The organism is Thalassospira australica (assembly GCF_044790785.1).
GTDB classification, from domain to species: domain Bacteria; phylum Pseudomonadota; class Alphaproteobacteria; order Rhodospirillales; family Thalassospiraceae; genus Thalassospira; species Thalassospira australica_A.
Window position 1 is genome coordinate 2,563,936 of the sequence record NZ_CP085258.1, and the last position, 26,347, is coordinate 2,590,282.

General features: G+C 57.8%; 4 protein-coding genes. 3 read left to right on the forward strand and 1 reads right to left on the reverse strand.

The genetic code is table 11. The features are described 5' to 3' along the window. Positions 1-73: 73 nt before the first annotated feature. The 3 genes from LG297_RS12205 to LG297_RS12215 are packed head-to-tail and all read left to right on the forward strand — an operon-like array spanning position 74 to position 25,520. On the forward strand, positions 74-6,481 hold the full coding sequence (locus LG297_RS12205; RefSeq protein WP_404420594.1) for an amino acid adenylation domain-containing protein: 6,408 nt from the start codon (positions 74-76) through the stop codon (positions 6,479-6,481). Beyond that, positions 6,481-22,005 (forward strand): amino acid adenylation domain-containing protein, encoded by a 15,525-nt coding sequence (locus tag LG297_RS12210; protein ID WP_404420596.1) that lies wholly within the window; start codon positions 6,481-6,483, stop codon positions 22,003-22,005. Before LG297_RS12205 ends, LG297_RS12210 begins: the two co-directional genes overlap by 1 nt. Further along, the gene (locus LG297_RS12215; RefSeq protein WP_404420598.1) at positions 22,005-25,520 is read left to right on the forward strand and encodes an alpha/beta fold hydrolase; all 3,516 of its coding nucleotides are present in this window, start codon (positions 22,005-22,007) and stop codon (positions 25,518-25,520) included. The genes LG297_RS12210 and LG297_RS12215 overlap by 1 nt, the downstream gene beginning before the upstream one ends. A 12-nt stretch (positions 25,521-25,532) precedes the next feature. Here the strand turns inward: LG297_RS12215 and LG297_RS12220 are convergent, their stop codons facing one another. Beyond that, complete coding sequence (locus LG297_RS12220) at positions 25,533-26,294, reverse strand: 4'-phosphopantetheinyl transferase family protein (RefSeq protein ID WP_404420600.1); 762 nt, start codon at positions 26,292-26,294, stop codon at positions 25,533-25,535. Positions 26,295-26,347: the final 53 nt, after the last annotated feature.

Below are 26,347 nucleotides of genomic sequence, written 5' to 3' on the forward strand. Positions count from 1 at the left end.
CGTGAATAACCTGACGAACAGGATCATTAGGCCTGTCACAATATGGCAGTAACAACGTTTGAAAGGTCAGACGTTGCAGAAGCGCACAAACACGTTTGCGCCGGGGACAGAACGGCAGGGAGAACCGCTTACAACGCCGCAGTCGAGCATATGGCTTGACTGGGCCGAAGGCGACGATTGCGCAAATTACAATATTTGCAGCGTCATCCGGTTCGAGGGCGATCTTGATATTGCAGCCCTTTACAAGGCAATTGTCCAAACCGATCAGGAAAATGACGCCCTGCGTCTGCGCTTTGCATCAGAAGGCGGCAATCCGTTTCAGACCTTTGCCGATGACTGCCGCGAAACCGATTTCAGCGTCATCGATTTAAGTTTTACCGATGATCCGGTTCTGATCGCCAATAACGAAGTCGAGGAAATCCGCCGCCGTCCGCTTGACCCGGAAAACGGATATCATTGCCGCCATCGCCTGTTGCAACTGGGCACGGGACGTTACTGGTGGGTTCGGGTCTATCATCATCTGGTCTGTGACGGATATGCCGGGCATTTGATGGCGCAACGCGCGGCGGAAATTTACAGCGCACTTAAAACCGGTACTGCCGTCCCCGAAAGCACATTCGGGTCCTATGGCGACTTTATCGCTGCTGACGCGACCTATCCCGAAACACCGGCCTATCAACGTGACCTTGTCTATTGGCAGGAACGCCTGCAAAACGATCACGCGATCACGCGGTTTTCATCCGACAAACCATCGGGAAAGCTGATTCAGGCCCGGCTGGAACAGACGCTGGATGGTCAGGAACTTGCCAGACTGACCCAGACGGCCAAAGCCTGCGGCACATCGCCCACCGCGATTGTCATGGCCACATATTTCATCCTGCTGGGTCAGGTCACCCATATCAAACACCCGACCGTCACCATGCCGCTTCTAAACCGGATGGGACGGGTGGAACGCCATACGCCGGGGGCATTTTCCTATATCGTGCCCTTCGATGCCGATTTGGGAAAACACTCACGTTTTTCGGAATTGGCCCGCGATATCTTTGCCCGGGCGCGTCGCGATGTCCGGCATATGCGCCTTGGCGCGCCGCGCATGCGTGCGGCAAGGCTGGGTGCCAGGGGCCTGTCGGGCGGCGGTGCCTTTTTCAACAGTCTGGACGGGGCAGAACCCTTATCCTTTACCGGGATCGATACGCGCCGGGTCAATATCTATAACGGGCCGGTCACCGACCTTGGCCTGATCTATATGATGCAGGCCATAAGCCCGGACAGGCAGGAAGCCGAAATCATCTGGCAATATGATACCGCTTGTCACGACGTTAAATCCGTTACCCGCATCGCCGACCGTTTCCGTCATTTCCTGTCCCGTGCACTGGACGACCCGGAACAGGAAATTGCGACGATTGCCGCACCGCCATTGGACGAGCTTGCCGTTATCCGCAAACTTGAAACCGGCGCGGCATTCACAAGACCGGTTCCCGAACGACTCATTCCTGACCGAATTCAGCACGCCATATCATCACGCCCCGGCGATATCGCGCTGATCACCGATGATGGCCACGAAGTCACCTTTGCAACGCTGGGCCACATGGCCAATGCCGTTGCGCATCACCTGCGCCAAAGCGGGATTGCAGCGGGTGACTTTGTCGGCATGAATGTCTCGCCGAGCGCGCAGCAAATTGCCGCTGTGATCGGCGTCCTGAAATGCGGGGCAGTCTGCGTGCAGCTCGACCCGTTGCAGCCCGTCGCACGCAACGCGTCGATGACACGTCATCTTGATTGCCGACTTGTTCTGAGTGACAACACCGACGCATGGCGCGAGATCGGCAACACCACCATCACGGTGAAGGATATCAACGCCGTGCCGGGCATTGACGGCAGAACCGTCTTGGAAGATGTCCGTGCCGATATTTGCGGTGACGATATTGCCTTTGTCTTCCATACGTCGGGTTCAACCGGGCAACCAAAACCGGTTCCCGTTCATCACCAATCCCTTGCCGACAAGATCGACGTCGCCATTGCGCTATTCGGCATCGGATCACATGAAAACGGCAATCCTGAAACTATAGGACTGTTCCCATCGCTCGGATTTGATCCGTGGATGCATCAATTCTGTGTCGGGTTGATCTGTGGCCATCGTATGTGGCTGATGACCCATGCGATACTCAGCGACGGGCATAAATTCTGGAACGGTGTAGCGCGACACCATGTCACCCACCTTATGTCGGTGCCATCATTTTATGAAAGTGTGATTGATGCCATTCCGGCAGATGGCAATTTCAAATTGCGCCGAATGATCATTGGCGGCGAGGTCCTGCAACCAACACTTTCCCGGCGGCTTTATTCCGTTTTCGAGTCTGCCGATATCTGGAACTGCTATGGCCCGACCGAAGCCACAATCCATGCCGCTACCCATCTGATCCCAAGGGACATCAAAACCAAAAACATCCCGCTTGGCTGCGTCGACAGGGGGGCATTTGTCCGGATACTTGATGAGGACGGAAAACGGGTGCCGCTTGGTGTTCCGGGCGAGATTTACCTCGGCGGGATCGGGCTTAATCGCGGCTATATCAATATGCCCGCAGTAACCGCTGAAAAGTTTATCAAAGACCCGACTGGCGAGACCGGTGAAACCTTTTATCGCAGTGGCGATCTGGTTTCCTGGGGCGAAGACGGGCTGCTTTATTATCATGGGCGCACGGACGAGCAGGTCAAAATCCGCGGGCAACGTATTGAAATCGGGGAAATCGAATACCAGCTTTCGCGTGTTTCCGGCGTTGGACGGGCTGCCGTATCGTATGTCAAAACCAATCATGGCGGCGAACTGATCGGTTATCTTCTATCCAACGGAAACCCTTCGTCGCGGCCCGACATTGGCACCGTGCGTGGCGAACTGGCGCACCACCTGTCCGACGCAGCGGTTCCGACCCGCCTTGAATGGGCAGAAACGCTTCCACTGCTGCCGTCGGGCAAAATCGACCGTAAAGCACTTGCTGAATTTGCCGCACTCCGCGACAGCAAGCAACCTGTTGCCCAAGCCACCAGCCCGCAACCAGCGGTCCGTAAACCCGATCAGATGCGCATCCTTCAACTGGCAGATAAAATTGCCAAAATCTGGATGGATTTGATCGAAACCGACGAAATTGAATTTGACACCAACCTGTTTGAAGCCGGTGCCCATTCATTGCTGGTGCCACGTGCCCAGTTTGCCCTGTCAAAACTTGCCGGTCGCAATATCGCGTCGGTCGAAATATTCAATCATCCGACCATCAATTCCTTTGCCCGTCACCTTTGTGCCGATGACCAAGCCCCCCCCGAAACCGTACAGGCCGACCCAGTAAAGTCCCAACGCAATGTGTCTGAGAATCACGACATTGCGATTATCGGCATGGCGATGCGCCTGCCCGGTGCGAATGATCCCGACGCCTTCTGGTCAATGCTTGAAAACGGGATCAATCAGATAAAGGATGTCGATATTTCGCGGCTAAGCGCAATGGGCGGCGATCCATCGGCGCTCGAAGACGCCGATTTCGTCGCACGTCACGGGATTCTCGACGATATCGATATGTTCGATCCCGCCCCGTTTGCCATGACTGCGGGCGAAGTCATCGAAACCGATCCCCAACAACGCCTGCTGCTTGAAGTCGCCCTTGGCGCGATGGAAGACGGGTCTTGTGATCCGGCGCGCGACGGCCCTGTCGGTGCCTATGTTGGCGTCGGTTTCCCGACCTATCTGGTCGACAGCCTGCGCGACAGCCTGCGCGACCGCCCCGATGCGATCCGGTATGGCGTAACAATCGGCAATGACAAGGACTTCGCCGCCACACGGCTTGCCTACAAGCTGAACCTGACCGGCCCGGCCATCGCATCCTCGACCGCATGCTCGACCGGTCTTGTCAATATTGCGCTTGCCGTAAATGCATTGCGGTCCGGCCAATGCCGTGTCGCCCTTGCCGGTGGTGCCTCCCTTGGGATCAGCCCGGCTGGCGGATATTATTTCACGCAGGGCGGCATCGGATCACGAAGCGGCGTCTGCCGCCCGTTCGACAGCAAGGCAGACGGCGTTGTCGGCGGCAGCGGTGCGGCCATTATTCTTCTGAAACGTCTTGATGATGCCATTGCCGACAGGGATACCATTCATGCGATCATCAAAGGTGTCGGTATGAGTAATGACGGCTCTGCAAAAGCCGCCTTTACCGCCCCCAGTGTCGATGGTCAGGCAAAAGCCATCCAGACGGCCCTTGACGACGCCCAAATCGATCCATCCACCATCCGCTTTGTCGAAGGCCACGGCACCGCAACAGCCCTTGGCGACCCGATAGAGATCGCCGCACTGAACAAGGTTTATGCAAAGGCCGATGCAAGGCCAACGCATCCGATCTGGCTTGGCTCGGTCAAGGGCAATATCGGCCATCTGGACAGTGCCGCCGGAATTGCCGGTCTGATCAAGGCCGTATTGGCAATCCGCCACCGGGCATTCCCGCCGACCTGCCATTTCAATCAACCGAACGAAAACCTTGGTCTGGATCAGGGACCTTTTCGAATAAACAATACCGTTCAACCATTGTCGAATAATGATGATGAACCGCTGCGCGCGGGCATCAGCAGCTTCGGGGTTGGCGGCACCAATGCGCATGTGATTATCGAGGAGGCCCCCCGTTTCGATGGACCGGCATCACGCCAGACACAAAACGATATTCCCCATATCCTACCGTTCTCGGCGGCAAGCGAAACCGCCTTGCAGAAACTTCTGACCAACACCGCAAGCTGGCTTGACCGCCACGGATCAGGCATGGCGATATCCGATGTGGCCAACAGCTTGTCGTGCCGCCGCGCCTATCGTTTCAGGGCCGCCATCGTTGCCACCGACATCAACGCTGCGATTTCCTCCCTGACAAATCCGAAATCGCCCGCCCATCACCAATCCGTTGCCAGACGCAACACTCCTTCCATCACCTTCCTGTTCCCCGGTCAGGGATCGCAACGACCGGGCATGGCTAAAGATCTTTGTGCCGCCGATCACGCATCAGCAGAACGGATACGCAATGCCTGCCTGCATGTGGCACAAACCGGTGGCCCCGATGATCTGTTTGACTTGCTGACCGTGCCTGATGAAAGCCCGGCAACCGCAAACCGCATGGCACGCACCGAAATAGCCCAGCCCGCCCTGTTCATTTATGAATATGCGCTGGCAAACTGGCTGATCGAAAATGGCATTTCTCCTGCGGCACTGGCCGGGCACAGCATCGGCGAATATGTCGCCGCCTGTATTGGCGGGGTTATGTCCTTTGACGATGCGCTTCGCCTTGTGGTGATGCGCGGTCGCCTGATGGGCCAGACCGAACCGGGATCAATGTTTGCCCTGTCCATGGCCGAGGCCGAGGTCGGTGATCTTCTGTCGGCCTTTGGCCCCGATCTGTCGATGGCCGCAATCAACGGACCGCGTCAATGCGTGGTGGCAGGCAGCACCGAATGCATCGACGCACTTGAAGATCATATCACGGCTCAAGGGAAATCCGGTCGTCGGCTTGTGGTTTCCCATGCCTTCCATTCACGCATGATGGAACCGGTTCTCGACGAATTCCGCAATACGGTCGCCAAAATCAGGCTGAACGCGCCAACCCTTCCGATCCAGTCCAACCTGACCGGTAACTGGCTGACACCCGAAGACGCCACAAGCCCCGATTACTGGGTTCAACATCTGCGCAATGCGGTGCGCTTTGCCGATAATATCAAGGGACTTATCGCCGAAATGCCCGAAACGATCATGGTCGAATGCGGTTTTGGCAACACGGCAAGCCGCCTTGCCATCGTCAACGGTACCCCGACGGGAAACAGCATGGCCCTGCAACCTGCCCCCGATGCCGCCCGAAAAACAGATGCCGTCATCACCGGCTCAAATGCACTGGCCGGAACGATTGCCAGACTTTGGGTCATGGGCACGTCGCCCGATTGGGACAAGGTCAACCAATCCCATGATGCCCGCCGCATTCCATTGCCGACCTATGCCTTTGATCGACGCCGGTTCTGGCCGGACAAGGGAACCACCACAACATCCGACCTGCAATCTTTCGCAGCCCCTGCCACATCGGCAGAAGTCACATCGCCACCGGCACAGAATGCACAGAATGCACAGAATGCACAGAATGAACCAAACGCAAACATGCACCGGCAGGCCACCATTCTGGACGTCTGGCGCAATATGTTTGGCGATCCGACCATCGGTCCCGATGATGACTTCTTTGAACTTGGCGGGGACTCCTTATTCGCAGTGCGGATCGCAACACGGCTTTCCGAAATCCTGGCCGCCGAAATTCCGGCTGCCGTAATGTTTGAAGGCCGCACGGCTTCGGGTGTTGCCAACCTGCTTGCATCCTTTGATACAAACAGCACGCCGACCAATCCCCAGCCAGCGCCAGCGACAACAGCAAAACCAACTGCAACAGCCCCCCTTCCATCACGCGAACAGGGAGTGCTGTAATGAATACCGATCAGCTGTTTCGCCGCACGCAAACCGCACGCACCCTGCTTGATAAACTTCGTCAGCGCGACATTGCGCTAAGCCTGCATGCCAACGGGCACGATCTTTGTTTTGATGCCCCGACCGGTGCGTTTGACGATGCCCTGAAATCCGAAACCCGTGACCTGAAGGCTGAAATCATCGGCCTGCTGCGCGCACCCTCCGAACCAGACACCAAGGGTTCCAGCGCCGGTCCGATCCTCAAATCCTTCCCGGCCCATCCCGCCATCGAAGGACAATGGATTGCACGGCGCGACCAGCCGACAAGTGCGAATTACCATATCGTCACGGGCTTTTCCCTTCCCGAAGGAACCGGTTTCAGTGCGGTCCGCGATGCCATCGCCACCATTGTCAAGCGCCATGATGCCCTCAGATCGACCTTTGTCGAACAGGATGGGCAACTGATCCAGCGCGTGCATGCCTACATGCCTGTAAGCGTGCGCAAGATCGAAACCACCCGTGAAATTCGTCATGATCTTTTTGATCTCGCCACCGGTCCTTTGGCCCGGTTTGGCTATGTCGGACATGACGATGGACAAGTCCCGCAACTGGCCATGGCAATCGATCATCTGTGCTTTGATGGTCAATCGGTCATGTTGCTGCAAAAAGAGCTTCTTGCCATTCTTGCCGGAAATCCCCCCGGAAACATTCCCGACATCGAAAAACTTGTGCGCAACGCGCATTACAATTTGGATCGGGAACGCGGCGAAATCGCTCGGAAATTCTGGTCGTCACGAACCGATAAGTTGTTATCTGTCGGACTGCCTGACGATCCGGCAACAGACAGCAATGGCGACGGCAAACGCTTTTTGATCGAACTGACGGGGCAAGACGCCGAAGCCGTTGCAAAGCTTGCCAGCCATACCCGCAAAACGACCCAGACCACACTCTGGGCAGCACTCACCATCGCAGTGATCGCACGGCACAAGGAAAACGCCACAGCCATCATCGGGCTGCCTTTTGCCGGCCGCAGGGACAGGGAAACCATGCAGTCTATGGGCTGCTTTGTGAATCTCCTGCCTGTCGCGATCAAACCCGATATGACAGGCACCCTTGAAAACCTGACCAGACAGGTCGGGCACGAGGTCCTGTCCATACTCGATGTTCAGGATTACCCCCTGTCGCGTCTGGTTCACGATCTGACACAGGCGGCACAGGGCCCGATAGGCCAGCCATTCGATGCCGTTCATGTAATGGAAACCTCCGACAGCCCGTTCGTGATCGAAGATCTCGACTTCGGCGCGGGTAAATTCCCCCTGATGATCGGCATGATGAAAAACGGCGCGGAAACATTTTTGGCTGTCGAATATCAAAGTAACATCTATGGCAACGCATGGGCTGAACGCTTTGCAAAACGTTTCCTGACCTTTGCACGTGCGCTTGCCAAAAACCCGGACATGCCGCTTGGCCTTGTTGATCTGCTGCCCGAAGACGAACGCGACCACCTGTCCATCACGCTGAACGATACTGCATCGGATTACCCGCACGACTGCGGTCTTGGTGAATTACTCGCCCGGCAAATCGCCAAGCCAGCCAATGCGGACAAGGTCGCCCTGCAAGATCGTGATCGAAAAATCACTTATCGCATGTTGGGCCAACGGGTTGCCGCCATTTCTGCCGGGCTTGATGCTCTTGATGTTGCGCCCGGTTCGATTGTTGCTCTGGCCGCCGATCGTTCTCTTGATGCGATTATCACCCTTCTGGGCATTGCATGGCATGGGGCGGCCTATCTGCCGATTGATAAATCGCTGCCCGGCGATGCTATTGCCACCCTGATGGCCGAATGCGGTGCCGGTATTTTGCTGTGTGACGACGCCGAATTTGAACGCCTGTCGGGCCTGTCTGGTCGCGTTCGTATTGCCCGTCTTCCCGACACCAACGCAACATCCGATGCGACCTTTACCAGACGATCCGGCGATGATCTGGCTTATGTCATGTTTACCTCCGGCTCCACCGGCGCCCCCAAGGGGGTGCTGATCCCCAACCGGGCAGTGGCACGTCTGGTTGTCAATAACCGGGCGCTTGCGTTTGATGACACCGATGTCATGGCACAGGCCGCATCGCTTGGCTTTGATGCCGCAACCCTTGAAATCTGGGCCCCGCTTCTGAATGGTGGCAGACTGGTTCTGATCGATAACGAAACCCTGTTTGATCCAGAATCCCTTCACAATGCCCTTAAAGATGGCGGTGTCACCACCATGTGGCTGACCGCAAGCCTGTTTAACCGGATCGCCGATGATGCCCCGGGTTGCTTTGCCCCGCTCAAAAGACTGCTTTCCGGGGGCGAGGTGCTCAGTCCAGCTCACCTGCAAAAAGTCATGGCCGCCTGCCCGGACCTGGCCCTGATCAACGGCTACGGCCCGACGGAAAATACGACCTTTACCTGTATCCACCCGATCACGGCTCAAGACGTCCAATCGGCAAACATCCCGATTGGACGACCGATTGGCAATACCCGCACCTATATTCTTGATACCGGCGGTCAACCGGTTCCAACCGGGGTCTGGGGCGAACTTTACGCCGCAGGCGACGGGCTGGCACTGGGATATTCCGGCGCGCCCGAACGCACCGCCAAGGCATTCGTCACGTTCGATCATTTGCCCGAAACGCGCCTTTACAAAACCGGCGACCGTGCGCGCTGGCGGGCGGATGGTGTAATTGAATTTGGCGGCCGCGGTGACGGGCAGGTCAAAATTCGCGGGCACCGGATTGAAACCGCCGCCATTGAAAAACGCCTTGCCGAAATCGATGGCATTCGCAATGCCTGCGTGATTGCCGCCGACTCTGGTGCCGATGCCTTCCTTGGGGCGGCCATCGCCGCCGATCAGGATAACAGCACCATCTGGATGCAGGTCCTTGGCCGCAATCTGCCCGATTACATGATCCCCGAACGGTTTCTCGTGCTTGATCATCTGCCAGTCAATGTGAATGGCAAGGTGGATCGAAAACAGCTTCTTCATGCCCTGACAGATACGGCACCACTTGTCCCCCAAACCGGCAACGCTGCGACCGGCAACGAACTGGAACAGATCGTTACCGAACAATTCAGGGCCCTGTTTGGCAACCGGGACATCACCCCGTCATCGGATTTCTTTGCACTGGGCGGGCACAGCCTTGTCGCCATGCGCCTTGCCGGATTGCTCGAAAAATCCACCGGCATTCGCCCGAAACTTCAGGATATCTTTGTTGCCCGGACAGTCGGCGGGATAGCAACCCTTCTTGCCAACCATAAACAGAATGGCAAACAATTCCGGATCCCCAAGGCAGACGGCCCGAAATTCCCGCTTTCAAGCGGACAGGCCCGCCTTTGGGTTTTGCAACGCATGCAGCCCGACATGGCGGTCTATTCCGTCCCCGCCGCGTTTGAAATCAATGGTCCGATTGATGCCGATGCCTTGCAGGCCGCCCTGCACAAACTTGAAGAACGGCAACATGCGCTGCGCCTGCGCTTCAAATCTGATCCGCATCATCCCGATGGCGTCAGCCAGTATCTGGCACCCGCCGGTTCATGGGTTCTTGGCCGCCATCAAATGGACGAAGGCCCCGCCCGCCTGTTCATCGCACGCGAAACCGTTCGTCCGTTCGATCTTGAAAACAAACCATTGGCACGGGCCGATCTGATCACGCTCGCCCCCAAACGTCACTGGATGCTGGTTTCCCTGCATCATGCGATTTGCGATGGCTGGTCGATGCCGACATTGCTGCGCGATCTTGCCGCCCTTTATGCCGCCGAAACCGGTGCAACCGCTGCTTCCTTGCCGTTACTCGACCGGCATTACGAGGATTTTGCAAGCTGGCAACATGGTTATTTAAACTCGACCGGGGGCAAGGATTTGCTGGCCCGCTGGAAAGAACGGCTGTTGCCCCTGCCCGAACCACTGGCCCTGCCATCGGACCGACGCCGACCCAAAGTCCGTCGTTTTGCCGGTGATTTCAACGAAATTGCCTTTGGCGAACAAACCACGCGTCTGATCAACGATGCGGCGGATCGGCATGGCACAACCGCCTTTTCCATTCTGACCGCTTTGGTGCAAATCCTGATGTACCGCCAATGCGGGCAGACCGATATCCCGCTTGGCATGCTGGTGGCCGGCCGTGAACAGACCGCCCTTGATGATGTGGTCGGCTTCTTTGTCAACACCGTCGTCCTGCGCCAGAATGTTGATCCAAACGCCGGATTTGACGATCATCTGGCCCAAACCGGCAAAACCATCATTGATGCCCTGTCCGATCAGGCCGCCCCGTTCGAGGATGTGGTCGCCGCAGTCAATGCGCCGCGCGATCCCGCCCGCAATCCGCTGTTTGATGTTCTGGTCGCCTGGCAGGACAGCATACCTAACCTTGGAAAACTCGGCGATGCCGAACTCTCGCTGCTGAAAACCGAATTCCCGTTCTCGAAATTCGATCTTGCGTTCTATTTCAGCAAACAGAACGACGCCCTGCTGTGTCAGATCGAATTTGATACCGACCTGTTTGACAAATCCACCATTCAGGCAATTTTCAACCGGCTTGAAATCCTTGCAGTTGCGGCCCTGTCCACGTCATCAAGCGCCAAAATCGCCGAATTACCTATTTTGCCCGCGAACGAGCGCACCCGGATCGATCAATTCAATGCCACCGATCTTGACCTTGTCATTGAACGCAGCATTTCCGAACCGTTTATCGATCAGGTCCGTGCCACGCCAGACGCACCGGCGGTTATCGGAACATCTGCAACGCTAAGCTACGAACAATTCGCCCGTCGTGCTGCCGGGATTGCCGCAAAACTGCGCGCGGCATCGGTCGGACCGGGCGATGTCATCGGCGTTGCCGTGCGTCGTTCGGTCGATATGCTGGCCGCGATTCACGGGATTCTTCTATGCGGTGCGGCATATAGCCCCCTTGACCCCGACCATCCCGAACAGCGCCGTACGGACATGCTTGATGATCTCGGCTATCCGCGCGTCGTCACCACCGCCGATCTGGCCGACCTGTTTGATGCCAACAATGTCCTGATCATCGATGGCCACGAAGATGCCGATATCCCTGATGCAATCAACGCACCCGATGACCTTGCCTATGTGCTGTTCACATCCGGCTCGACCGGTCGCCCAAAGGGTGTCGAAATCGCCCATCGGGGTGTGTTGAACCGCATCCTCTGGATGCAGGACGCCTTCCCGATTGGCCCCGATGACGTGATTTTGCAAAAAACCCCGATCACATTCGATGTGTCGGTCTGGGAACTGTTCTGGTGGTCATGGACGGGCGCACGCATTGTTCTGCCTGATCCGGGTGTTGAACGCGATCCGCAACAACTTGCCCAGGCCATTCGCGATCATGGCGTCACCACCATGCATTTCGTGCCTTCGATGCTGGCAAGTTTCCTGTTTTCGGTCGAACACGGGCTGGTCGATATCGAACATCTTGGCAGCCTCAAACGCGTTTTCGCCAGTGGCGAGGCGCTCGACCCGGCACTGGTAAAACGCTTCAACGATCTGCTATTTGATCGCTTCGGAACCGAACTGCATAACCTTTACGGCCCGACCGAGGCGACGGTGGATGTCACATGGCATGCCTGCTCGCCACTTGAAAACCCCGATATCGTGCCGATTGGCAAACCAATTGCCAACACCACCATTCGCATCCTTGATGACAAACTTGGCGACATGCCGATTGGCATTGCGGGTGAAATCGTGCTGGGCGGGCCACAGATCGCTCTTGGGTATCGCAACCGCCCGGAACTAACCACCGAAAAGTTCCCCGACGATCCCCGCAATCCGGGTCATAAACTGTATCGCACCGGTGATCTTGGTCGCTTCCTTGCCGACGGATCGGTCGAATATCTCGGTCGGATTGATCATCAGGTCAAAATTCGCGGCTTCCGCATCGAATGCGGCGAAGTCGAAACCACGATTGAAAGCCACGATCTGGTCGAACGCGCATTGGTCAAGGCGGTCCGGGTTGGCGGTCTTGATGAATTGCATGCCTTTGTGCTGGGCGATGATGCACTCACCCTTGGCATTCTGCGCGATCATCTGCGCACGCGCCTGCCCGAATACATGATCCCGGCACGTTTCTTTGCACTTGATCATCTTCCCCTCACCAGCAGCGGCAAGGTCGACCGAAAGGCCCTTTCGGGCACACCAATGGCCGGTTCGCCCAAAACCGCCAGCCGAAGATCAAAACCGGCTATCGCCGCAAGATCCGACGCCGATAATCCCGATCTGGAAAATCTGGAACGGGTTCTGCAACGGCTGTGGCAGGAAATCCTGCCTGGTGTGATCGCGGGTCGTGACGACGGCTTCTTTGATGTCGGCGGCAATTCGCTTTTGCTGCTGCGTCTGCATGAAAAAATCAATGCCCGCTGGCCCGGCACGATCAGCATTGCCGATCTGTTCGCAAGCCCCACCATCGCCCGCCAGGCCGAACTTCTGGCCGGACTGGATATCGCAACCGACGATCCTGAACCGGCAAAGGGTGCGCCGCTTGCCACTAACGAACCGATTGCGGTGATCGGTATCGGCCTGCAACTTGCCGGGGCGGATGATATCGATACATTCTGGGCCGACGTCGCCCGTGGGGCGGATCGCGTCCGTCCGCTTCCGCCCGAACGCGACCACGAAACCCGCGACATGATGGCCGCCATTGGCCGTTCGGTTCCCGCGCGCTTCCGCGAAGCGGCCTATCTTGACCACATCTTTGATTTCGATCCGGGTCGTTTCCGCATGGCCCCGGCGGATGCCGCCCTGATTGACCCGGAACAACGGTTGTTTATCGAAACCGCCCTGATGGCGATGGAAAATGCCGGTTATGGCGGGCAGGCCCTGCGTGGCCAGAAAGTCGGCATTTTTGCCGGTGGCGGGGCAAACCCGGCATGGCGCATTGCGATGGAGCATGTCGCACGCGACAAGGCCGAACAGATTTTTGCCCTTAACGTGCCGTCAAACATGGTCACACGCCTGTCCTTCCTCAAGGACTGGCGCGGTCCGGCAAGTATCGTCGATACCGCCTGCTCGTCATCCTTGGTCGCGGTTCATCAGGCCTGCCAGAATTTGCGCAGCGGCACATGCACCGTCGCCCTTGCCGGCGGCGCGAAACTGATCCCCTGCCCGCCCGATGCCGATGGCGGCTTCACGATTGATTCTTCCACCGCCCGTACCCGCGCCTTTGACGATGCCGCTGATGGCACCGGCATGGGCGAAGGCAGCGTTGTCTTTGTCCTCAAACCGCTTGGTAATGCCATCGCCGATGGTGATCCCGTTCATGCCATTATCCGCGGCAGTGCCGTCAATCAGGACGGCGCCTCAAGCGGGGCGGCCGCCCCCAACCCGGCCATGCAGGCCGATGTGATCCGGCAGGCCGCGCAAACGGCGGATATCGAACTGGGCTCCCTTTCCTATATCGAAGCCCACGGCACCGGCACGTCGCTTGGCGATCCGATTGAAATCGATGGCCTGACCCGCGCCTTCGCCCAAAGCACGGATGAAAATGGCTTTGCCCTGATCGGCTCGGCCAAGGGGAATTACGGCCATCTTGATGGGGCGGCGGGGGCACTTGGTCTTGCACGCGCCATCATGGCATTACGCTTTGATCAGGCCCCGCCGCAACCCTTCTTTGAAACCCCCAACAGCCGGATTGATTTCGCGCGTGCGCCAGTACGCCCGACCAACCGCCTTGAACCGTTGGCGGACCGTGGCGCACCAAGACGTGCCGGTGTCAGTTCCTTCGGGCTAAGCGGCATCAACGCCCACGTCATCCTTGAAGCCGCCCCAAAACGCAGCGCAAATGCACCGTATGATATCGCGCAAAACGGGACCTTCATCCTTGCGCTGTCTGCTGCCAACGAGGCCGCATTAACCGACTATGCCGCCAAACTGCATCGCGACATCGCCAATGACACCACCCTTGATGTCCGGGACATCTGCCACACACTTGCTACCGGGCGCGACCAGCTCCGGCATCGCTTCGCCGTTTCGGTATCGGATCGCCAAAGCCTTCTGCACGCCCTTGCCGGTTTGATCGCCGGTGACACGGCAAATTGCGCCGCGCCCAAACCTGCCGCGTTCTCTGTCCCGGCGGTTTCAGGTGATCCCGCCGATGCCACGGCCAATGCGCGCCAATGGCTCGAAGGGGCCAATCTGATCTGGCCCGAAGATATGCGCGCACGCCGCGTATCCCTTCCCCATGCACCTTTTGCGAAAATCGTCTGCAAACCGGTCTTTGGCGACACCCGGGCACCCGATAACACGATCATGACCGGCCCGGTCGAAACCGAAAGGGGCCGCTGCTTTGCCATTCCGGTCGCCTCCCCGTCCTTCTGGCCGACGAATGAACATCACCTGAACGGTCAACCGACACTGGTCGGCATGGCCGTTCCCGCCATGATCGCAACTGCGGCCCGAAACGGCATGGGCGATCCGTCGGTACATATTTCTGACCTAAAATGGCAAAAGACCCTTCTGCCCAATGCCCTGCCCGATGGCACGGCAACGCTTTTGCTTGGAAATGACGGTCATGTCGAACTGGGTGGCCGCCTTAAAAACGGCAAATGGTCGGTCTTTGCCACCGCGCACTGGACGAATGATGCACCGGCAAACAGCCACCGCGACAATTTGCCGTCGCTTGACCATGTGCGCGCAAAATGTACGCTTGCGGCCAATATCCCCCCTTATGCCCCTCAGATCGGCCCGATCACGATCAGCGACCGCTGGGATTGCCGGACGTCCATGCATTACAGCGCGGACGAAACCACGGCGATCATGCATCTGAAACTGAAACCGCAATATCATGCCGACCTGCGCGACTGGATCATTCATCCGGCCATGGCCGATATTGCATGCAGCATGATTCTGACGGCCGAGGATAATGGCTCTCTCCCCGTCGGCATTGACGAAATCATACTGCACGCGCCGTTTAGCGGCGATATCATTGTCTGTGCCGACCGTCGTCATCCGGGGCAGGCCGACTTCACCTTCTTTGATGCCGACAGCCACAAACTGCTCCTGACCATACGCGGCATTCGTTTCTCGGGGGATAGTAACGGCAAAGCAGAATCCGCCATGCCGGAACTGCTCGAAATTGACTGGCTGCCGGGCACGGTTGAAATGCAACCGGTTCCCGAAAACACCCTGATGATTGTCGATGGCGATTTCTGGCCGGTCCCGCCTGCCTGCCTGCGTATCCATCCCGATGCCCTTGCCACCACCGGCAAGGATATGCTGGCAACGGCGCAAAACGTCATTCTGGCCTTGGAACCGGGCGAAGACATCGCCCTTCGCACCGCCCGATGCCTACGTTCTATCCTGCGCACCATGCGCGGGCGGATGCGGTTTGTCGTTGCCGGATGCGGCGCCTATCAGATCAATGGCGATACCATTCCCACCAACCCGGATCAAAGTGCAGCAGCCGGTGTTGCCATCGCCGCAAGCGCCGAAGAACCCCGCCTGGTCCTCTCCTTTGCCGATATCGCACCGGATGATTTCCTTGCTTATATCGGTACTGAGCTGGCAACCGAACCGGGCCACGATCCGGTTGCGGCTTATCGCAATCAGGTCCGCTATTGTCGCAAACTCCGCCCGGTTTCCGCGCATGACAATCTGGCAAAAACCAACTGGCCCGATCATGGCGTCTGTGTCGTAACTGGCGGTACCGGCGGCTTTGCCATGGCCCTTGCCGATGAAATGGCGATGGGCGGCAAAGTGGCTCTTGCCCTGCTTGCCCGTCGCGGTGAAGACGGCCTTGATGCAACAACAAGGACACAGCTTGCACACCTTCGCGCAACCGGCATCAAGGTATCAATCCACACCTGCGACGTTGCCGACAAAGACGCGCTTTCCGATACGCTTGCCACGATCCGAAATAGTCTCGGCCCGATCACGGCCATTGCCCATGCCGCCGGGCTTGCCGATGGCGGGTTCCTTGCCGTCCGCGACATGGATGCGTTCGACACCATCATGGCCGCCAAGATCAACGGCGCCCGTCATCTTGACACCCTGACCCTTAACGACCCCGTGCAGGCCTTTGTCATGTTCGGCAGCCTGACGGCCATCGTCGGTGTGCCCGGTCAGGCCGCCTATAGTGCGGCCAACGCCTTCCTTGACGGTTTTGCCCGTTACCGCAGGTCGCAGGGCCGCCCGGCCCTGACCATCGACTGGTGCGCTCTTGCCGATCAGGGCATGGCCGCACGTCACAATGTTCCGCTTCAGGACGGGGCCGCCATTACCCCGCAACAGGCCCCGGTCTTCTGGCGCGACGCGATGCACAGCACGGCCGCACAGCTTGTCGTGCTTGATCCCGCCCTTGCTGGTGAAACAGCGGCACAACCGGTAAAACCCGTTTCCGCACCGGCATCTGCATCTCCATCGACACCGGATATCCCGCAAAAGATCGCCACCATCTGGGCTGAAACACTCGGCTATGATGCCATCGCCCCGGATGATGATTTCTTTGCCCTTGGCGGGGATTCCATCACCGGCATGCAGATCGTGGATCGCATGAATGCCGAACTGAAATTGTCGCTGGCGATTTCGGACCTGTTTGCCGCACCGACGGTATCCGACCTTGCAGCACAATTCGGCCCATCACCGGCGGGCGATGTCAACCTGCCGGAACCATCCAGGTATCATGAGGCGATATCGACGGGCCCGGTCAATCCCACGGATAAAATCGCAAAAATCTGGGCCGAAATCCTTGGCTATGACAACATCGACCCGGACGAGGATTTCTATGCCCTTGGCGGCGATTCCATAACCGGCATGCAGATCGTGGATCGCATGAATGCCGAACTGGCCTGCAATATCGGTCTTGCCGACCTGTTTGAAACCCCGACGATCACGGCACTGGCCACAAAGATATCGCCATCAGTTGAAACTGTGAAACCATCGCCCGTTTCCCTGTCTCCGGCACCAAAACCGGCACAGCCCAAGGTCAAGCTCGAGGTTGAGGTTGAAACCGATCCGCGCCGCGCGCCGGAAATGGAATTCTATCCGCTGGCCCCCGAACAGGTTTCGGTTCTGCATGCCGAACAAAGCGGCAATCTGGGCACCGCCTTTAACCTGCCCCATGCCTTCATGCTTGACGACAGTGTCGATCTTGATCGCTTGCGTGATGCCATCATCCGCCTGACGGAACGTCATGAAATCCTGCGCACCCGCTTGATCGCCAAGGGTGATGACTGGGTCATGAAAATTCTGCCACTTCATGACGCCCTGCCCGATCTGACGCTGATCGAACTTGATGCTTCCGTATCGCTTGAAGATGCCGGTGTGTACCTTGTCATGCCGTTCGATCTGGCAACGGAAATTCCCGCGCGCTGGCGTCTGCTATGTGCTGCCGACGGCCAAAAGGCATTGTTCTTTGATATCCATCATACGGTTTCCGATGGCTTTACCATTGAAATGCTGCTGTCGGAATTGCTGGCGATTTATCGTGGGCAGCCCCTGCCACCCGTCCCCTATCAGTTGCGCGATTACGCCTGGTGGAGCCATCTACCCGAAAGCCGCAAGCGGCTTGAAACCGCGCGTGATTACTGGCTCTCCCTGTATCAGGGACCACTTCCGAGGCTCGACCTGCCATCGGATCGCAAACGTCCGGCTTTCCATAGCTTCACAGGGGAAATCGTCGCGTTTGATCTTGATCCGGCGGTGCTGAAATCGGCCCGCAAATTCGCATCCGATCAACGTGTGACCATGTTCTCGCTGATGATGGCAACATGGTTTGCCGTCCTTGGCCGGATCGCCGCCACCGACGATCTGGTCATCAGCGTCCCGGTCAACCAGCGCGATGGTGCTGGCTTCCGCGATGCGCCGGGCATGATGGTTTCACTTCTGCCACTCCGCATGCAGATTGCCGATGATGAAACCTTTGCATCTCTTCTGCACAAGGTGCAAAACCATCATATTGATGCCCTCCGCCACCGGGCCTATTTCCTGGATCTTCTACTGGATGATCTCTCACCACCGGCCGAACCCGAACGCACCCTGCTGTCCGAAGTTTCTCTATCCTATATGAACTATGCACAGGGCGATTACGGACCGGACGAACAAGCCAAATCCATGCGCCCCATTGGGCTTGGCCGGCAGCAATGCAAAAACGATCTGGCGATCTTTGTGCGCGACCTTCCCGAAAGAATGGTCATCTCGTTCGACTATTATGTCGATATGTTTGATCGCGCCCGCATGGTCGAACTCGGTCACATCTTTACGACAACCCTGAAAAAACTGGTTGCCACGGACGCCAACGCAAACACCGCACCGATTGCCTCCCTGGATCTTCTGCCCGATGATCAGAAAGCAAATATCGAAATCTGGGAACAGGGTCCGCAACCGGAAACCAGCCTTGATGCGGATGCGAATGCCGGGATCTTTGCGATATTCGCCAATCAGGCCTCCGTCACCCCCGATGCCCCTGCCATCCGCGATACCAATGGCACATGGACCTTTGGGGAACTGCATGCCAAGGCGCGCGCCATTGCCAATTGCCTGCAAACCGCCGGGATCGAACCGGGCGATCTGGTTGCAATGCATATTGAACGTGGTCGTCCGGCCATTGCCGCAATTCTCGCGATTACCGCCATCGGCGCGGGATATGTCCCGCTTGATCCGGCCTATCCGGTGGCACGCAATCAATTCATCCTTGCCGACAGCGGGGCCAAACTGGTTCTGGTTGATAACGCCGGGCATGACGCCCTTGGCTCCCTGTCCGAAACCGGCGATCCATCCCCGCAACGGATCAATATTGTGGGCATTGCCCCGGCACCAGCCGATTTCACCCTTCCCGAACTGACCAACCCGGACAGTTTTCCTGCCTATATCATGTATACCTCCGGCTCGACCGGAACGCCCAAGGGGGTTCTGATCGAACAGGGTGCAGTACGCCGGCTGGCATTGGGCGCGGATTACGCCAAAATCGTTGCCTCTGATGTGGTGGCACAGGCAGGCCCACTGGCATTTGATGCCTCGACCTTTGAAATATGGGCGACCTTGCTGCGTGGTGCGGAAATCGCCGTGATTGACCGCGATGACCTGCTTGATCCGGCCAAACTCGGCGATGCCCTGTCGCAATCGGGTGTTACGAAAATGTTCATGAGCGTCGGCCTGTTCAACCGTCAGGTCGATCATGATCCCCGCACCCTTGCCGGGCTTGATATCCTGATGGTCGGCGGGGACGCGATCAGCAAACAGCATGTCCGCACCTTTATCGCCGCCTGCCCGCACGTCACGGTTCTGAACGGTTATGGCCCGACCGAAAGCACGACCTTTGCCGTTGTCGGCCCGATCACCGAAAATGATCTGTCGGGCGATACCGATGCCACCATCATCGGCAAACCCATCCCCTGTACCAAAACGCTGATCCTTGATCAGAACGGTCAACGCACCCCGGTTGGCGTCTGGGGCGAATTGATGATTGGCGGGTCACGTCTGGCGCGCGAATACTGGCAACGTCCCGACCTGACCTGCGAACGGTTCATCCCCGATCCCGATCAGCCCGGCGAACGGCTCTATCGCACCGGCGACCTGACCCGATGGACCCGCGAGGGCCGAATCGAATTTGGCGGCCGTCATGACAATCAGATCAAACTGCGCGGTTTCCGTATTGAACTGGATGAAATCGAACAACAGCTTCAATCCACACCCGACATCAAAAATGCGGTTGCCCTGTTTGACTCGATCGCCCCTGATGGTGGGGCGATCATCGGCTGTATTCAGACGACACAGAATCAGGATATCGATTTCCCTGCCCTGATGACGTGGCTTGGCCAACATCTGCCCGGCTACATGATCCCGGCGAAATGGCATATCGTCGATGCCATCCCGATCACCGCCAATGGCAAGGTCGACCGAAAGGCCCTGCTCGAAACGGTGCGCACGCAATCGAGCGCGCTGGCCCTTGACGGCAACACCGATACCCCGCCCGCCAACGCCGCCGAAAAACTGGTTGCCGATATCTTTACCGAGGTTTTCGCAACCCCCATCCGTAACCGGCACGCAAGCTTCACCCAGCTTGGCGGTCACAGTCTGATGGCAATCCGGATCGTAAACCGCATTGCGGATCGGACCGGCAAACGCATCAGCATGGCCGACTTCTTTGCCGATCCGACGGTCGCGGGGCTTGCCCGCCATATCGACAATGCCACCATTGATATCGCCGCAACCGGCAATGGCCAAATCCCGCCCGCACCGGAAATGGAACATTACCCGGCCAGCCACGCGCAAAAACGGCTTTATCTGCTCTCAAAGATGGACGGCAACAGCGGTGCCTATGGGATGCTTTATGTCTTCCGCTGCACCGGTGATTTGCGTGCCGATATCCTGCAATCCGCCCTGACCCGGCTGGTCGACCGTCATGAAACATTGCGCACGGGCTTTGCCGAACAGGACGGCACGATCACGCAGAAAATCCATGCCACCACCCCGCCCGCCGTCGCGTTTGACGATCTTTCCGGTCATGCCGATCCGGCCCGCGAAGCCCTTCGTCTGACCCGGCTTGAGGCGGCAACACCGATCATCCTCGATCAGCCGCCGCTGATCCGCGGGCGCGTCATCCGGGTGGCGGCCAATGAAAGCCTGATGATCCTGATGACCCATCATATCGTCGGCGATGGCTGGTCTTCGCGCATCCTGATCAACGAACTTGGCGCGCTTTATGATGCCGTCCTTCATCAGCGGAACGATGCCCTGCCGCAACTTCCGATCACATACAAGGATTTCGCCCATTGGCAATCCCGACAGGATTGGGCCGATGCTGCCGATTACTGGCGTCAACAGCTTGCCAATGCCCCGGAACAGATCAATCTGCCAACGGATCGCCCTGTACCGGAAAAACAATCCTTCCGCGGCGCGCATGTGCATCTTGCCCTGCCTGATGACGTCCTGTCCGGCCTGCACCAGCTCGCCAGCCGGAACAAAACAACCCTGTCATCGGTTGGCCTGTCGCTGTTTTCCGCCATGCTCTATCGCCTGACGCGCCAACCTGACATGGTTATCGGCATGGGCGTTGCCGGGCGTGAACGTATCGAGACCGAGGGCCTGATCGGCTTCTTTGTCAATGTCCTGCCGATCCGCATGCAGCTTGACGACGACACCGATCTTGGCGACCTGATCCGTACCACCCATATCAATATTGGCAATGCGCTGGACCGGCAGGATTTCCCGTTTGATGAACTGGTCCGGGCCGTCGCACCAAAACGCAAATCCAACCGTCAGCCGCTGGTTAATGTGGTGTTCGAATATCAACGCTTCGAAGCCGTAACCAATATGACGCAATCCGGTCTGCCGCTGCTGGCTCCCGATGCCGACGGCATCCTGCCATCCAATATGGATGCCTTTGTCGATAACACGACGGCCAAACATGACATCATTCTGTTCCTGACCGAAGAAGCCGGTCAGGCACGCTTCACCCTTGAATATGACACCGATCTGTTCGATGCGGAAACCATGCAGCGCTGGTTGGCCTTCCTTGGCAAATTTGCCGCTGCCGCCGCACAAAATGCCCAAAGGGATGCATAATGAAAATCGCCGATTTCGATTTTGAAACTCTCGACACACCACCCGGGGCAGACAACCAACCCGATTCCCGACCATCGGCAACAACCGGCAGCATCGTGACCCGGTTTGCAACGATTGCCGCGTCGCATCCCAATCGCATTGCAACCCGCGATGAAACCGGCGAAATCAGCTATGCCGAACTGGACCGCCAAAGCAATCGTATCGCGCATTTCATTACCGGGCTTGCCCTGCCCGCCGGATCGCTTGTCGGCGTGATGACCGGGCGCAACCGCCATTACATCACCGCAACCCTTGGCGTCCTTAAGGCCGGTTTTGCCTTTGTGCCGCTTGATCCGAATGTACCGCTGATCCGCCGCACCACACTGGTCCGCAATGCAGCACTACCGCTGATCATTTCCGAAGGCCCCCATATCGGCGACCTGCACCAGTTGCAGTGGCGCTGCAAAACCGTCACCGACATTCTGTGTCTTGACCATGACGATATTGATATCCTGACGGAAAATCCCGGTTCCCTGATGTCGGTTGAACTGTGGGATCATCTGGCCGGCGATGATGCCGACAACATTCTGGCGGGTGGCTGGAAAAGTGCCTTTACCGGGCAGCCGATTGCGCAAAGTGCGATGGATGCCTTTGGCGCAAATGCGCGCAACAAGGTCGCCGGTCTGGTATCACGCGATGCCCGCGTACTTGAAATCGGCTGCGCATCCGGTTTCACCATGAAGCATGTCGCCCCCGTCGTCAGCACCTATGTCGCGACCGATCTGTCGCGTCGCAACGTCGAACGGACCGAGGCCCTGGCGATCAATCTTGGCATGACCCATGTTATCGGTCGGCAGCTTGGCGCGCATGATATCGATGTTTATGAACCGGGCTCGTTCGACCTGATCATCATGAACAGCGTCATCGAAAACTTCCCCGGCTACGGTTATCTGCGCACGGTCCTGGCAAAGGCAAAAACCCTGTTGGCACCGGGTGGAGCGATTTATCTTGGCAATGTCTGGGATGCGGATCGTCGCGATGATTACCTTGCCGATCTGGCGCAGTTTGCCCGTGACACGGTGGGCAAGGGATACAATACCCGACTTGATTTCCTCGAAGACCTGTTTGTCCCCCAGTGCTTCCTTGAAGACTGGGCACGCGAACAGGGCGGCTTTGCCGCCAACCGATCCGCAATCGATGCCGACGGGTTCGATCCCGCCCCCTACACATTCGATTTCGTCCTGACAACGGATGCTGCCAAACAGCCTGCCCCGCCGCAAAAGCGCCGCCACGATCTGGCCGCACTGACCAACGATGCGCACACCGCAACCGAAACCAATGCAAACGATCTTGCCTATGTCCTGTTCACCAGCGGTACCACCGGCACGCCAAAGGGGGTGATGATCGAACATGGCTCGGTTGTAAATCTGGCCCAGTCGGTTCTCGATACGCAGTTAAAACAGATCGGTGCCGATGCTCCCGACCGCGCCCTTAACCTGACCTGTGTCGCGCCCTTTGCCTTTGACGGCTCCATCGTTCAGATTTTCGCGGCCATCCTGAACGGGCATTGCCTGAACATCACCGGATCGGCCACGCGAAGCGACCCGGAAGCCCTGCATCACCTGATGGTCGCCAACGCAATTGATCAGCTTGACGCAACGCCAAGCCTGTTTTCCCTGCTCCTTGACTACTGGGAAGAAAACCGGCTTTCCTGCCCGGCTAGGATGGTGGTTCTGGGCGGTGAAACGGTTTCCGCCCGACTGGTCGAACGTTTCTTTGCCCTGCCCGGCCAGACCGACCGCAAACTGGTCAATGCCTATGGCCCGACGGAATGCTGCGTTTCATCGGCCCAGTATGTGATGACCGCGCACAACCATAAACAGATTCTGCCGCCCCCAATTGGCAAGGCCATTCAGGGCGTGCATGTGGAAATCTGCGATGATATGGGCCGCCCCTTGCCCGATGGTGTTCCGGGCGAAATCCGCATCGGCGGTGCCGGTGTCGCGCGCGGCTATCTGAACGACCCGGCCCTGACCGCGCACAAATTTGTCACCGATCACAACGGCAACCGGTTCTATCGCAGCGGCGATATGGGCCGGCGGCGCAATGATGGCGAAATCGTTTTTCTTGGGCGCGAAGACGGCCAGATCAAGGTGCGCGGCAACCGGATCGAACTGGGCGAAGTCGAACATGCCCTGCTTGCCCATCCCCATATCCGCCGTGCCGCCGTGGTCGCCCATGACCGTCATCAGAACGGCAATGTTGTTCTGGTCGGTTATGTCGTGACCGATGACAATGCCCATGCCGATTTCGATATCGCGGCGTGTAGGGCAAAACTTGAACAGGCCCTGCCGAACTATATGGTGCCCAACCATCTGATCACGATGGATGACCTTCCGCTGACCGTGAATGGCAAAATCGATCTTTCACGCCTTCCCATCCCCGAAAACACCGATCAGGCCACAAGCACCACCGCAAAGCCGCTTGGCAGCGACCATGAACGCACCGTTGCCCGCCTGATGGGCGAGGTCCTTGATTGCACCGTCGATGACGCCACCGCCGATTTCTTTGAACTCGGCGGTCACAGCGTCCTTGCGGTTCAGTTCCTGTCAAAAATCAACAAGGTTACCGACGTCAAAATCCCGCTGGGCGATCTGTTTACCTGTGCCTCGGTCGAAAAGCTCGCCGCGCGCATTTCCGAACGCGAAAACGAAAGCGACGCCAAAAGCCCGATTGTCACCGTCAATGCAGCGGGTACCAAACCACCGATGATCTGCTTCCATCCGGTCGGCGGCAATGTGCTGTGCTATCAAAACCTTGCCCGTGAATTCGGCCCCGATCAGCCGCTTTACATGGTCGAAGCCCAAGGCCTCGAAGAAGGCCAGAATTTGCAGCCAACGGTCGAGGAAATGGTGGCCGCATACATGCCTGCCATCCGCCACACCGTTCCCGACGGCCCGATCCATGTCATCGGCTGGAGCTTCGGCGGATTGCTGGCCTTCGAGGCCGCCTTCCGCATGCAGCAGGCAGGGATCGATGTGCGCAATATCATCCTGCTTGATGCGATTGCCGTGCCCGATGCGGTCCGCGCCATCCTGCGCAAGGGCGAGGCCGAATATCTTGCCGATATCTTTGCCGAACTCGGCCTTGTCACGGTTGACGAATTGCGTCCGCTCACCCCCGAAGAACGCATCGACCTGTTGCTGGAACGCGGCAAAAACTGCGACCTTCTGCCTGACGAGGCAGATCGCGGCACCATGCGCCGCCTGCTTGCAGTATTCCAGAATAACGCACTGGCCGCCGTACATTATGTCCCGCCGAAAATTGACGGGATTGATGTCCTGCTGCTGCGCCCGACAACCGAAACCCGCGCCGCACCCAGCATCGAAGGCGATCAATATAGCGGCTGGCAAAGGGTCGCGGGTGATGCCCTGACCCTTGAATGGGTTGGCGGCACCCACGGATCAATGATGTTCGATCCCCATGTGATCGAAGTTGCCGAACGCATCCGCCGTCATCTTGAAAAATCGAAATGATGGACTGAAAACTCAGGCCCAGGACAGGCTTGCCGGATCGAACTCCGTTTGATCCGGCAGTGTCAGGCCAAGCCACCCCTGCACACCCGGCCAGATGATCGTGCGATACTGGCCAAAATTGGCATACCGCACCTCAAAACCAAGGCCCTTGCGCTCAATCGATGACGGCGCATAAAGCTCAAGCGGCGTCATCATCCCCGTGGTGATGGTCTTGGCAAGGCTTTCGCGCGCCACCCAAAGCAGGCAAGCGACCCCATGATCGTCAAGATCAATGCTCCTGAACATCTTCCGCACATCGGGCGCAATTCCGTCCAGAATCGCGGGCACATCCTTCATCGTCGGCAGGTCGACATCAATCCCCAATGGATGGGCACGATGAAACACAAGGGCAACCGCAAACCGATCCGAATGCGACAGCGAAACCGACATGCCCTGAACATCGTCCCCGCCGCCAGCAATAATCGGCTGATCAAAAACCCCCGATCCGATTTCAATCGATTGCGGATCGATCCCCGGAAAATACGCCTTCAATGCCGCCTTCGCCGCCAGTCGCCCGCAGATAAAACTTTTACGGCGACGATCATGCCGGAAACTTGCCAGTCGACTCTTTTCCGCCGGATGTAACTGGTTTTCTGCCAGTTTGTTGCACCCGGCATCATCCAGCCCCTCCAGATCAAGAACCGCCAACACCGCGTGCAGGATATCGGATGGTGCATATGTTCCAGTGCCTTTCGGGCGCTGGAACATAAGGCTATGGGTTGTGATCGGGGACATCCGGGTGGCCTTCTGTGCGTCATCAAAAACAGATAAAAAAAGAATGCCCAAAG